The 13,941-nt window shown below is 41.1% G+C and carries 12 protein-coding genes; 10 read left to right on the top strand and 2 right to left on the bottom strand.

Annotation, left to right across the window (positions count from 1 at the left end; genetic code table 11):
• Positions 1-169: 169 nt before the first annotated feature.
• Positions 170-3,478, top strand: coding sequence for an alpha-amylase family glycosyl hydrolase (locus L634_RS0107545; protein ID WP_026581930.1), 3,309 nt, complete (start codon positions 170-172; stop codon positions 3,476-3,478).
• A gap of 44 nt (positions 3,479-3,522) precedes the next feature.
• On the opposite strand, the gene L634_RS0107540 is transcribed toward L634_RS0107545, so the two are convergent.
• Together L634_RS0107540 and L634_RS0107535 are read right to left on the bottom strand one after the other, a co-directional pair.
• Positions 3,523-3,957, bottom strand: a complete 435-nt coding sequence (locus L634_RS0107540; RefSeq protein WP_026581929.1) for an SRPBCC family protein — start codon at positions 3,955-3,957, stop codon at positions 3,523-3,525.
• 105 nt (positions 3,958-4,062) lie between these two features.
• A complete protein-coding gene (locus tag L634_RS0107535) occupies positions 4,063-4,803 on the bottom strand; it encodes a Crp/Fnr family transcriptional regulator (protein ID WP_026581928.1) in 741 nt (246 codons plus the stop codon).
• A gap of 213 nt (positions 4,804-5,016) precedes the next feature.
• Here L634_RS0107535 and L634_RS0107530 point away from each other — a divergent pair, with 213 nt between their 5' ends.
• The 9 genes from L634_RS0107530 (at position 5,017) to L634_RS0107490 (ending at position 13,928) form a co-directional block, all read left to right on the top strand.
• Positions 5,017-5,478, top strand: coding sequence for a c-type cytochrome (locus tag L634_RS0107530; protein ID WP_026581927.1), 462 nt, complete (start codon positions 5,017-5,019; stop codon positions 5,476-5,478).
• Between the two features lie 23 nt (positions 5,479-5,501).
• Positions 5,502-7,370 (top strand): Sec-dependent nitrous-oxide reductase, encoded by a 1,869-nt coding sequence (nosZ, locus tag L634_RS0107525; protein WP_026581926.1) that lies wholly within the window; start codon positions 5,502-5,504, stop codon positions 7,368-7,370.
• Between the two features lie 433 nt (positions 7,371-7,803).
• Entirely contained in the window at positions 7,804-8,370 is a 567-nt protein-coding gene (locus L634_RS0107520; RefSeq protein ID WP_026581925.1) for a hypothetical protein, read from the top strand.
• On the top strand, positions 8,367-9,707 hold the full coding sequence (gene nosD, locus L634_RS0107515) for a nitrous oxide reductase family maturation protein NosD (RefSeq protein ID WP_034262211.1): 1,341 nt from the start codon (positions 8,367-8,369) through the stop codon (positions 9,705-9,707). Before L634_RS0107520 ends, nosD begins: the two co-directional genes overlap by 4 nt.
• On the top strand, positions 9,671-10,468 hold the full coding sequence (locus L634_RS0107510; RefSeq protein ID WP_026581923.1) for an ABC transporter permease: 798 nt from the start codon (positions 9,671-9,673) through the stop codon (positions 10,466-10,468). The genes nosD and L634_RS0107510 overlap by 37 nt, the downstream gene beginning before the upstream one ends.
• Positions 10,465-11,133: an ABC transporter ATP-binding protein gene (locus L634_RS0107505; protein WP_026581922.1), complete on the top strand. Its 669-nt coding sequence runs from the start codon at positions 10,465-10,467 to the stop codon at positions 11,131-11,133. The genes L634_RS0107510 and L634_RS0107505 overlap by 4 nt, the downstream gene beginning before the upstream one ends.
• Positions 11,130-12,032 (top strand): FixH family protein, encoded by a 903-nt coding sequence (locus L634_RS0107500; protein ID WP_026581921.1) that lies wholly within the window; start codon positions 11,130-11,132, stop codon positions 12,030-12,032. Before L634_RS0107505 ends, L634_RS0107500 begins: the two co-directional genes overlap by 4 nt.
• Before the next feature lie 140 nt (positions 12,033-12,172).
• A complete protein-coding gene (locus L634_RS0107495) occupies positions 12,173-12,898 on the top strand; it encodes an ABC transporter ATP-binding protein (RefSeq protein WP_026581920.1) in 726 nt (241 codons plus the stop codon).
• A 1-nt stretch (position 12,899) separates the two neighbouring features.
• The gene (locus L634_RS0107490) at positions 12,900-13,928 is read left to right on the top strand and encodes an ABC transporter permease (RefSeq protein WP_026581919.1); all 1,029 of its coding nucleotides are present in this window, start codon (positions 12,900-12,902) and stop codon (positions 13,926-13,928) included.
• The last annotated feature ends 13 nt before the right edge of the window (positions 13,929-13,941 follow it).

The following is a 13,941-nucleotide window of genomic DNA, read 5'->3' as shown; positions in this document are numbered from 1 at the left end:
GACGGCTTTTTTTCCATTTTAATTGGTACGTCTTTCCTACTTTTTGCCCATGAGCTTTTCCTCCGATGGTGATAGAATTCCCTTAAGAGTCGTGCAAGCGTTTTCATCCTTGGTTTTTATGCAAACGATTGCACCTACGCCCAATCCAATCTATTAAGGAGGGAAATTCATGAAACAAGCAAGAAAAACCGGCATCTGGATCATGCTGCTAAGTTTAATTCTTAGTTTATTCACTGGAATCAACCCGCATCTATCCTCTGCCAGCACTGTAGAAAGCCCTGTGGCGGAAGGAAATAATGTTACCTTCTCCTACCAGGGTGAGGCTCAGCAAGTCCGTGTCGCAGGGAGCTTTACCGACTGGAAAAATAAAGCTTTAGAGATGACCAAAGATGAAAATAGCATTTGGTCAAAGACTATTCATCTATCCCCTGGAATCTATGAGTATAAATTCATTTTGGAAGAAAACAATTGGATTACCGATCCTGCAAACAGCCGGACTGCCAATGGCAACAGCTTATTAGTTATAAGCGGATTAACAACGGATATGCCTGCTGACATTGGAAAAGGCAGCACTCTTCCTCTTTCAGCCAGCCTATTAAACAGGGATGGAACTGCTGAAACTGTGCACCCAGCATGGACATTGCAAGAGGAAGCAGCGGGTGTATCTCTAATAGATAACCAGCTGAAAATCTCTGATAATGCTGAAGCAGGAAGCGTAACTGTCATTGGCGAATACAACGAATACACACTGAAGCATACCTTCAAAATCAATGCCCAATTGAATACCTATACGATTAACTACTTGCGCAGTGACGGAGAGCAATTTAATTGGGATTTATGGGCATGGGAGGATGGAAAAAATGGCAATGCCTATCCTTTTACAAGCCAGTCAGAAGGATTTGCTCAAGCTAAAATATCATTTCCTTCAAATAAAATCCATGTCATTCCCCGCCCTGGCAGCTGGGATTCACAGGATGTCACTAGAACGATTACCATGCCTGAAGGCCAGCATGAAACAGAAGTATGGCTGGCAGAGGGCGATGAAACGGTTTATTACTCAAAAGAGGATTTTGACGATAGAAACGCAGAAGATAACCGCCGTTTTATCGAGTTTACCTATGTAAGAGACAATCATGATTATGAAGGCTGGAACATTTGGACCTGGCAGACTGGTGTAAAGGATGGGCAAGCTGATTTTACTAAAGTCACTGACAAAGGGGCTGTTGCTTTGATTGAAATTGGCCAGCAAACGGAGCAAATGGGCTTTGTACTTCGCAAAGGCACAGGCTGGGATCAAAAGGATCCATATGGTGCCGACCGCTATATTAAAACAGGGAACGACAAGTACACAAAGGTCGTTGTCACAAGCGGCCAGGGGGAATTCTATCAAGTCCCTTCCATCACTGGGCCTGTTTTAAATAACGGGAGCCTCACTCTTTATTATAGAGATCCAGAACTATTCAAACAGGAAGAAATGGATTCTATTGAAAAGGTGCAGGCAAAGTTCGATGGACAGCTATATGATATGCAGTACTCTCCTAAAGAGGAGCGCTTCTTTACAACGATTGAGCAATTGGAAGAAGGCACATATGAATATTCTTTCCTGGTTACCAGAAATGGGGAAACAACCGAAACTGCAGATCCATTTAATACAATTGATGGAAAATCATCCATCACATATAAAAATCCCACAGCTGAAATCATTGCTGAAGTCAATCCGAAGAAAGCATCCTACAATGAAAATGCCGTTCTATCAATTGAAACCACACTCTCTGATACGGATGTATCTATAAAAGAGGTATACGCAGACCTTTCTGCAATCGGCGGGAGCAGCAAAACCAGCATTGACCCGGCTTTAAATGCCCAAACCATTTCCATTGATCAATCTGTAACGGCAGGAATCAAGGCATTGCCGATTACCGTTATTGATGAATATGGCAATGTACATGAAGGAGAGGCATCCATTGAAGTAGCAACCCGTACCTTCAGCGGCAAAAAAGATGACTTTGACTGGGATGAAGCCCGAATTTACTTTATGCTGACTGACCGTTTCCATAATGGAGATGCATCCAATGATGACCCAAATGGAGCAAACTATGATACGTCCCACCTTGAAACCTACCATGGAGGAGATTTCAAGGGGATAATTGAAAAACTCGATTATCTTGAGGATCTCGGCATCAATACCATCTGGATTACCCCTATTGTCGATAACATCAATTGGGATTTGCGCCATGATAAAGATGGAAACCAATTTGGGTACCATGGTTATTGGGCAAAGAATTTTTCAGCATTGGATGAACATCTCGGGGATATCCAGACATTCCATGAGCTTCTGGAAAAAGCTCATGACCGGGGCATAAAGGTAATGGTAGACGTAGTTCTTAATCATACTGGATACGGATTAAAGGAAAATGACCCCTCCATTGGACTCGGGATCCCTAACTTCCCTACTGATGCCGACCGTGCACGTTTTTCAGGCATGCTTCGGGATGGAGGAACCGATACGATCCGAGGCGAGCTTGCGGGGCTGCCCGACCTCAAGACAGAAGAAGATGCTGTCCGCAGACAAATCATTGAATGGCAGACAGACTGGCTTGAAAAAGCAAAAACAGACCGTGGAGACACAATCGACTATTTCCGCGTCGATACAGTTAAGCATGTTGAACACACAACATGGAAAGCATTTAAAAATGCACTGACTGAAATCAAGCCCGACTTTAAAATGATCGGTGAATATTATGGGGGCCACATCGATGAACATGGCGGCTTCCTGAATAGCGGCGAAATGGATTCTATTCTTGATTTTGGCTTTAAGTATACAGCTGCTGATTTCATCAACGGCCATATCGATGCAGCTGAGGAAAAGCTGCAGGCAAGAAATGATAGGCTTACAAATACAGCAACACTGGGACAGTTTTTAAGCAGCCATGATGAAGACGGCTTCCTGATTACTGCTGCCGGGAATGATCGGGGAAAAATGAAGGTTGCTTCTGCCCTCCAAATTACAGCCAAGGGCCAGCCAGTTATCTATTACGGTGAGGAAATTGGCCTTTCCGGGAAGAATGCCGGCGATATGGATAAAGGGGAATTCAATGAAAACCGCTATGACTTTGACTGGTCCCTAATTGGAAATGACATGCACGAGCATTACCGGAAGCTGCTTAACATCCGAAAAAATTACTCTGAGGTATTTTCAAAAGGAACACGTGAAAAGCTGGCAGGCAGCGATGCCGACGGATATCTATTCTTTAACCGCTCCTATAATGGCACACATGCCGTTGTTGGATTAAATATTGAAGCTGAAAACAAAAAGGTTACGGTTAATGTCCCTTTTGCTGCCGGCACAAAGGTTATTGACCACTACAGCGGAAAGAAATATACAGTAGACAAAAACAAGCAAATTAAAGTTAAACTGCCTGGCAGAAATGACGGCGGTACGATCATTCTGATAGAGGATGAACAAAAGAATAAGTAAAAAACAGGGAGCCTTTTTAACCATGAGGCTCCCTGTTTTTATGATTATTTCTCCATCATTTCCTTTAAATACTGAAGCTGGCTGCCGTCTTCCTGCTTTACAATATTCACGATAAAACGTTTGGTTAATTTTGCTACAAGACCGCTTGTTTTGACGTTTGCTTCCATCTCCACCTGCGTTCCTTCTTCTATTTCATGGAAATTATATTTATATTCCGTAATCAGTCCATTGGCATTGCTTCGTGTCGTATAGGTTTTATCCTTTTCAAAATCAATGATTTCAATATCAGCATTAATTTTTTTGCCTCTTACCATGCGGGTCTCAATAAATTTTGTCCCCTTCCCGATCTCGCCCTCCGTCTGTTTTTCCACTTTTATGACATACGGCATGAGTTCAGGGACATTTTCCATGCTAACCATATAATCAAATACTTCATGTACAGGTTTATGAATAATCTCACTGGAACGAAAATCAGCCATGCTTTTGCACCTCAGAATCATAATCTATGAATTCATTATATAACAAAAACTCTGAACTGACTAACCTCCCAGCAGCCATTGTATATTAACAGATAAGGACTTTTCCTATAGCCTCTGGTGAAAATGGGAGCAAAATTTGCACCAATCCACTATTACAATCTTTCTATTAGCGATTTCAATGATTCCTTCTTTTTTCAGCCTCGAAAAAACACGGCTTACACTTTCCCGGGATGTTCCTACTAATGTAGAAAACTCCAGGACTGTGATTGGAAGTTCAATATGCATTCGATTGCAATGATTAGCCCCAAATTTTTCTGCAAGCCTCTCCAATGTTTTAATTGTTTTTGTATACACATCCAGGAGGGCAATGTCTCTTAAAATGGATGTCATGTCTCTCAGGGATTCACTCATGTAACGGATAATCTGGACGGCCATCTCCGGGGAATACATTAGCTCCTGTTCAAGGTCATCGGTGTTCAAGAAATAGATTTCACCATCCTGCACCATCGTGCCTGTTGCCGGATAGGTTTGGCCAGTTTGGTTAAAAAGATTGGCTTCTGCAAAAATTTCTCCTTTTTTCTTAATGCAGACAATAATCTCATTTCCTTGTTCATCCTGTTTGGTCAGCTTCACAATACCCGAGTGGACAAAATAAACTCCTTTGGCTACCTCGTACTCAGACATAATTCTATCGCCTTTATTGTATGCCTTTTTGATGATCCGTTTATCGATCAGCTGGATTGACTCGCTGGGAAGATCCTTAAAGATTTCAATTTTGCTTAAAAACTCGTCAATAAGCGGCTGCCTGTATGGTGCCCCCATATTGTCTCTCATTTCATAATCCATTCTCATCCCCCGCTTCCCTAATGTTATTCCTTAGGATTATTTTAGCGAAGGCCTCTTTTATGGAAAGTGATATATCTCACAATATACGGTAAGTACTAAAAAAACACTTTCACAAATCCTTCACATTAACCTTAGAAAATTGTGAAATTCATCACACATAGATGAGTAAGCTGAGGTTAGGATGATAAAGAAAACTCTCAAGGAGGGAGCAAAGTGAATAAAGCTTTTATACATTTCATGATCAGCGCCATTCTCGGCCTTGGTATTGGATACCTGGTCTTTGATGTCCTGGGGGATGGAGATGATTCAGGCAATGAAATCGCTATCCAGGATAATACGCAAGCCAATTCCGAGGAAACCAAGCAAGAATCTGCAGAAACATCCTCCGATTCAAGCACGGCAGCAGCCGTCTCAACTGAAGAAAATATACTTCAGGCTAAAGGCTGCTTGGGATGCCATGCAGTAAAAGGCTTGAATCTCCAAGGAGGCGCCACAGGGCCTGACTTATCACAAGCCTTTAACAATGTTGAAGGGAAACACGGCAAGCCTCTGAAAGAATTTTTGAAGGAGCCGACCTCGGCAGTCATGTCAGGAGTGATAGGCGGAAATCCATTGACAGAGGAAGAAATCAGCAAAATTTCAGATGTGCTTAAACAAGCTTCGGAATCTAAATAACCAATTAAGGTGGTGCCATACTTATGAAAAAGTGGGTTCCTGCTGCTTCAGGCCTGTTTGCCGGCTTTTTGGCAGCAACTGTCTTCTTCGCTGATTTTTCACCAAACCAGCGCAGTGAAGCAGCAAACGACTCTAATAAGAGCAATGCTGAAAAAGTATACGTTCCTTTTGGCGAAAAAGATGAATACTATTTATTTGCATCCGGCGGCCATTCGGGACAAATGTTTATTTACGGAGTACCTTCCATGCGCCACATTCGTACTGTACCAGTTTTTTCCCAGGATTCAGCAACCGGATACGGCTGGGATACACATTCTAAGGAAATGCTAGGCGGATATACATGGGGGGATCTACACCATCCAGCATTTTCTGAAAAAGATGGAGATTATGACGGAAAATACATGTTTGCGACTGATGTTGGGAACAGCCGCGCGGCAGTCATGAATTTGGAAACTTTCACGGTCAGAGACATCATTAATGTTCCAAACACAAGCGGACCGCACTGTGCAGCATTCGTTACCTCCAACACAGAATACATGTTCCTGCCGACCCGATTTGCCGTGCCAATTGGAAGAGAGTACGCACCGCTGGACGAGTACAGCGAAAAATACCGAGGGGTCATGTCTGCTGTTACATTTAATGAGAAAAAAGAAAAATTAAATATTGCCTACCAAGTGGCGCTTCCGCCTTGGTCATATGATTTATCAGATGCAGGCAAAAAAATGTCTTCAGACTGGGCAGTCATGACTACTTATAATACAGAAGAAGCTACCACCAACCTTGAAATCAACGCTTCTCAAGCGGACAGAGATTACATTGTATTATTCAATTGGAAAGAGTTAGAGAAAATGGTGGAGGATGGACAATATGACGAAGTAACTGGACAAAAAATGATTTTTCCGGAAAAGCATAAAGGCGGCATTTACCTTGTTCCTGTTGCAAAATCTCCGCATGGTGTAGACGTGACCCCTGATGGTAAACGATTTATTGCATCCGGAAAACTGGCGCCTGCTATGACTGTCTTTTCTTTTGAAAAAGCATTTGAAGCGATTCAAAACGAAGATTTTGCAGGTGAGCGCAATGGTATTCCAGTCTTAAAATATGAATCAGTAATGGAAAAAGAAGTTAATCCTGAAAATGCTCTTGGGCCTCTTCATACGCAATTTGACGATAAAGGAATGGCTTATACAACCATGTTCATCTCCTCGGAAATTGTAAAATGGGATCCAAATACCGGCGAAACTTTGGATCGTGTTCCAGTGCAATATTCACCTGGCCATTCGGTTGCAGCAGAGGGCGATACAGTTGCACCGGACGGTAAGTATTTGATTGCATTAAACAAAATTGCAAAAGACAGTTACTTGTCTGTTGGCCCTTCCCATCCCGAGTCAATGCAGCTTATCGATCTTTCAGGAAAGAAGATGGAAGTGATCCAATCTGCACCTGTTAACCCTGAGCCTCACTACGCACAAATGATTAAGGCAGATAAAATAAAAACCATTTCTGTTTATCCGAAAGACGCAAACAACCCAGATGCCGTTTACAGCCAAGAAGAAACAAAAATCGTCCGCAAAGGAAATGAAGTTCATATCTACGGTATTGCCATGCGCTCTAAATTTATTTTCGATGCCAAAGCCAAGCGGCCGGATCAAATTGAGGTGAATGAAGGAGATAAAGTTTTTATTCACTTAACGAATATCGATTTTGACCAGGATATTACTCATGGATTTGCCATAAACGGCTATGACTTAAACATCGAGGTTCAGCCGGGGCAGACCAATACAGTAGAATTTACAGCTGATAAGGCGGGAACCTTCCCTATCTATTGTACGAATTTCTGTTCGGCACTGCACCAGGAAATGACGGGCTACTTCCTTGTGAAACCTAAATAAGAAAAGCGGAGGCGCCCTTGTTCATCGACGGAGCGTGGTGGACTGAGGCCCACAGGACAAGGAAAGCTTCGACAGCTTTAACATCGCACGACCGAAAGCGTTAGCTTTTGGGAGGATGTGGGTCACTCAGACGTTGCCANAGGACGTGGTGTTTTTAGTCTGAGTTCCTTTTTGTGAGATAAAGGAAACACGAAGAGCGACAGCGATTCGATGTTGACTTATAACGCTCGGAAACGCGCACGTCCTGTGCGCCTCGCCTTACTAGCACATCCTGTGCGTCGTCGTAGACGAGGTGAGGGAAGCACGCCGAGTCGATAGGGTGCCGGAGCTAGACAATTATTTAAGTTCAAAGTTATACCTTATCTTTAAATAAAAGGTGAAAGGGTATCAATTTCGGCTGATGCCCTCCCCTTTTAAGAAAGGCGGGAAACCAATGGATCGTAAACGTTTTTCTACTCTTTCTTCCATCCTTCTACTAACAGCTGCCACCTTAATTGCAGCTTCTTTATTTTTTCCATGGTGGGGTATGAGATTTTTTGCTCCGCAGTATCCGGAGGGCTTAAACATCATTGTGTATCCGAATAAGCTTGATGGAGAAATTGATATTGTGAACGGTTTGAATCATTATATTGGAATGAAAAATTTTAGCGAGGCTAATTTTCCCGAATTAAGATATCTCCCTTTCGTTATTGGAGGGCTAGCGGTTCTTACTTTTATAACAGGCCTTCTTAAAAGGAAAACAATTCTCAAAGTACTCATAGGGTCATTCATACTTTGCGGGATGCTCGGTTTATGGGACTTGTACAGGTGGTTAAAGGATTTCGGCACAAATCTTAGCCCTACTGCTCCCATTACTGTTGAACCCTTCATTCCGCCAATCATTGGAGAAAACACTTTGGCCAACTTTGTTACCCATAGCTATTTGGGAACCGGATTCTATTTGGCAGCTGCAGCCTTTATTCTTTTGATTATTCCGTTGTGGAAGGATCGAGGAAGATGAAGAAGACCTGTCTCCTCTTTTTCTTACTATTTTTGGCATCATTTGTTTTCCCTAAATATGGCTCTGCCTCTGAAGACCTGCAGGATCTCATTGATTCAGCTCAAGAAGGTGCGATTATCAAACTGGAAAACAAAACCTACAAGGGAAATATCACAATTAATAAAAAGGTAGAAATCATAGGAGGCAGCCAAACCATCATTAAGGGCGACGGGATGGGGAATGTTGTGTCTATTCATGCTCCTGGAGTAATTATGCGAAGCCTTACAATTACGAACAGCAGCATGGACCGGAATTCTTCTGAGGAGTATTCCGCCATTAAGGTCTATTCTAACGGAAATCTCCTGGACCGGATAAAAATCAGCCATTCCTTCCATGGTATTTATTTAAGCCAGGCACATGGCAATACCGTTCAAAACTCGGAGATAAAAGGACTGGGTAAAGGAAAGATTGCCAGTCAGGGAAATGGGCTGCATGTTTATTATGCAAACCATAATACATTGAAAAATAACAAGATAACCGGTACAAGGGACGGGATGTTTTTTGATTATTCCAATGAAAACACAATTACAAACAATAAAATAAGCCATACGAGATACGGCCTTCATTATATGTATTCTGATCGAAACAGCTTTAAAAACAATATTTTCTTCTTTAATACAGGAGGGGCTGCTGTCATGCACTCCAGCGGATTAAACCTTTCAAAAAATCAGTTTCTTTTTAATTACGGGCATCGATCGTTTGGGATCTTGCTCTTGTCTGCCAATCAAATCGAAATAGAGGATAATACATTTTTTTTAAATCAGCGAGGCCTTTATATTGATCAATCAACTTCTAACTCAATCCGGAATAACCGGATTATTAAAAATCAAATTGGAGTTGAACTTTGGGCCAGCTCAAACGACCAGGTTTTTTCAGCAAACCAAATCCATGAAAATACGATTCCTGCTGTTAGTTTAGGAGGCCAGGGACAAAATAGCTGGAGTGAAAATGGTATTGGAAATGATTGGGGAAAAACCTTTCCGAGCCTCGACCTGGACGGAAATGGCAAAGGCGATGAACCTATTGTTTACCAATCTTCATTGCACCAGCTAATAGAAGATTATGAATTAACCTATTTATTCTTAAAAAGTCCGGCGATAGCCGTTTATGAGAAGATGAACGCTCTTCTGAAAAATAATAATAAAACTATGTTTGAGGACCCTTATCCGCTAGTTCGCCAAAACCGCATTGATATCCCCCTGGCCTGGGTTCTAATTGGTACAGTCATCTTTACAATCTTGATAAAAGGGAGACACTGGATATGCATTATGTTTGGAAAGAATGGAAGGAAAATATAAGAGGAAAAGGGCTATGGTTATCCTTTAGCATTGTAATCCTTGTCTCAGCCATGATTTTATATAAATCCTCTATTCTTTCTTTTGACCAGGGGTTTTATATATTACTGTTAAACTTATTTGATTCCATGATCTATTTCATCCCCATTCTTTGTTTATTTCTTGGAGCATTCTCTGTCTTCCAGGAAAAAGAGCAAAAAACCTTGATCATGCTATTAACCAGAAGAGAAAGTTATTTTAGCTTTCTGCTAAAAAAATCCCTTGCTGTTCAAACTGTATTGATTGGACCTATTTTTATATGGTTTTTAATCTATCTGCTTCCTGTGAAAATATATTTTCAGCTTGATGGAAAGAATTATGCCATTTTTTTAACATCTCTTTTAAGCTTAATGCTGATATTCAACCAGCTTGGAATTTTAATCGGTAGTATTTCCCGATCACGAATGCAAATTATAGGATATGCAGTCCTATTGTGGTTTTACTTTTTCTTCTTACACGATTTTTTCTTGCTTGCCCTTTTGCCTGATGTCACTTATGAAAATGTGAAGCTTTTTTCAGTTGCCTATTTTTTCAATCCTTTGCAATCTGCACGCATTTTTCTGGAAACAGGTCTTCAGGTTTATTCCTTCGGCCATATGTCCAAATTACTGCAATCTTTTATGTGGATAAAGCCTTCCTTCTTGTTAATCGGAAATGCAGGCTTGCTTCTCTTTGTCTCATTTATTTTAGCCGTGATTTTTCACCGTAAGGAGGGATTAGATTGATTAAAATAAAGGCATTAACACAAACCTTTGGAAAGAAAACTATCTTAGATAATGTCAGCCTTACGGTTCAAAGAAATGAAATCTGTGCTTTGGTTGGACGAAATGGTGCTGGAAAATCTACTCTTATTAACAGCCTGCTTGGATTGCTCCCTTTTAAAAAAGGAACGGTTGAAATAAATGGTGTAAATCTTAAAAAGAAAAATTCGGAAGATATTGCTTACTTGCCTGAAAAATTTATGCTTTACCCTTCCCTGTCAGGACTTGAAAATATGACCTTTTTCGCTATGGCCTCCTCAAAATCAGTCGACCTGGATCGTGTCAGGCATTTACTGAAAGCAGTCTCTCTTTGGGATGAACGCAATCTAGCGGCTAAAAATTACTCAAAAGGAATGCTTCAGCGATTGGGACTGGCGATAGCACTATATCAGGATTGCAGCATTCTAGTACTCGATGAACCGACTAGCGGGATTGATCCAATGGGAAGAAAAGAGATCCTTCAGATCTTAGAAGCACTGCAGGAAAAGACGATCCTTTTGTCTTCTCATCACTTGGACGAAATTAAGCAGCTGTGCACACATGTTGCTTATTTAGAAGATGGGAAAATCCAAAAATTCACTGTTGATGAATTCATGGAATATCAAAAGTTGGGAGATCATGCGTTATGAAACGTTTTCTTATTGGAAGTTTTTTTATTCTTATTCTGATCTTATCCGGATGCAGCTCCAGCAAAAACATCCACATGGAAATAAGTGAACCTTTCTATATGCACAAAGATAAGCCATCCTTATTCAAGGTATCCATCACAGATAATAATAAGGCATTAACTAATTTAAAGGTAAGTGCCGAATTTTCGATGAAGAATATGGATCATGGAGAATACAAGACAGCCCTTCAGGAAGAAAAGGATGGAATTTATTCCGGAAGTGTCGAGCTGCCAATGGCAGGGGATTGGGAAATTGTTGTAACCGCAGAAAAAGAAGGTAAAATAACAGAGGAAATTTTTGAATATGAGGTGAAAGAGCCGGAAGGTGCTGCTCTTATTAACGGGGATTGGGTAACAGAGAAAGATTTGGAATTCTATCTATTTATCAATAAGCTGCATATCGCGATCAGCCGATTTCAGGACCAGCAAGCCTATAAAGGCAAGGCACTGGATGAAGCAATGGCCTATTGGGATGACCAGGAGAAAATGAACGAAGACCGCAATCAATTATTAACACAGATTATAAGGCTGAGATCCATGGCATATCTAGCAAGGGAGAAAGGCCATAATGCTACCACAGAAGAAATAGAAATCGAACTTAAGAAGGTAAAGGAACAATATAATCAATTTGATATAGCAAAAAAAATGATACAGGAATATGGAGATCGAAAATTTTGGGAGAAGCAGGAGAAACAGTACGAGCTAATTGTTCTCTCTCAAAAGGTTCAGCAGGATCTAATCGAAAAAGTAAAAAAAGAGAATCCTGATGTCAATAAACAGGAAATCTATTATCTCGCTCAAAAGCAATACGAAGAGCTGCTTGTCTCTCAGGTTAACTCCCTTAAAATTGAAATCTTTTAATGAACTTTGCCTTATGACCTTTCATCATGGATGAGAGGTTTTTTTGTCGAAAGAAATGAGTGATTACTCACTTTACAATTTGAATTATTTACATTATGATTTCAGTGAGTGATTACTCACTTTTATAAAGGGGTGACAATATGAACAATAGCAATCCGGTCGTTTCCATTCAAAACGTTTCAAAAAACTATGGAAAGCAACAGGTTTTGAAAAACATCAGCCTGGAAATTTCTCAGGGAGAAATCTTTGGTCTTCTCGGACCTTCAGGAGCAGGCAAGACGACCATTGTCAAACAGCTTGCAGGATTAGAGGCTCCTTCACAAGGGGAAAACTTTATTTTAGGTGAAAAAATGCCCAATTTAAACCTAATGAAAAAAATTGGCTATATGGCGCAATCTGATGCCCTTTACGCCGAATTGTCAGCAAAAGAAAACCTTGATTTCTTTGCTGCCCTTTACGGACTAAAAGGCAAGGAAAAACAGCAGCGGATGAAGGAAGTAATGGAGATTGTTTCCTTAAATGAGCATTTCAATAAGCTTGTTTCCAATTTTTCCGGGGGAATGAAGAGGAGGCTCTCACTGGCAATCTCCCTCTTGCATAAGCCAAAGCTGCTTATACTTGATGAACCCACAGTAGGGATTGACCCTGTACTCAGAAAAGGCATATGGACTTCATTTAACACTTTAAAAGAAGAGGGAACCACGATTATTGTTACCACACATGTCATGGATGAAGCAGAAAAGTGCGACAGGCTGGGAATGATTAGGGATGGACAGCTAATTGCAGCTGGAACTCCGGAAGATTTAAGACAGCAAACAAGTACGGCCAATATTGAAGATGCCTTCCTGGCATATGGAGGTGCTTAAGATGAGGATTACAGCGCTGGTTATAAGAATACTCCGCCAAATAATAAGAGATAAACGTACAATGGCACTTTTAATTTTCGCACCCATACTTGTCCTTACCATGCTTCACCTTGTCTTCAATGGAGACGAATATACGCCTTCCATCGGACTTGTGAATCTGCCTGAACAAATTGAGGCTCAATTAAACTTGGAAGATGCTACTATTAAACAATATGAATCTGCTAATCTGGCAGAAAATGATTTATCACTCAAGAAGCTGGACGGGTATCTGTTGTTTGATCAAATGTCCCCATCCCTGGTCCTTGAAGGAAGCGATCCAAGTGTAAATGGTTCTGTCATGAGTTGGGTACAGAATGCATTAAGACCATTGCAGCAAAATGGCGCAGACCCGGAATTGAAGGTAGATTATTTATTCGGCTCCAGCGACATGGGTCAGTTTGATTATTTCGGTCCTGTTTTGCTTGGTTTTTTCGTCTTTTTCTTTGTATTCCTGATTGCGGGTGTTTCCTTTTTGCGCGAGAGGACTACAGGCACACTTGAAAGACTTCTAACAAGTCCGCTTAGAAGATGGGAGATCGTGTTGGGCTATATCATTGGTTTTGGCGTTTTCACCATGATCCAGGCAACCGTAATCGCCTGGTATGCCATCTATGTGCTTGGCATGCTGATGGAAGGTGCTTTTGGGTATGTCCTGCTCATTACCTTGCTTCTATCCCTAACCGCATTGACTCTGGGAATCCTGCTATCTTCCTTTGCCAATAATGAGCTTCAAATGATCCAGTTTATTCCGCTTATTGTTGTACCTCAAATCTTTTTTTCCGGATTATTCAATCTTGAGACCATATCAGAATGGCTCAGCTGGATTGGACCCTTAACTCCTTTATATTATGCAGCTGAAGCACTAAGGAATGTGATGGTGAGAGGTTTCGGCTGGGAAATCATTTATAAAGATCTGCTGGTTTTATTGGGCTTCTCTCTGCTCTTTATGATTCTTAATATTGCTGCCCTGAGGCGGTATCGTAAAATATAAAATTTCTTTTTAT

The organism is Bacillus sp. J33 (assembly GCF_000518885.1).
In the GTDB taxonomy this organism is placed as follows: Bacteria; Bacillota; Bacilli; order Bacillales; family Cytobacillaceae; genus Cytobacillus.
Note: the sequence above shows the minus strand (reverse complement) of the source record. Positions and strands in the feature narration are given on the sequence as shown.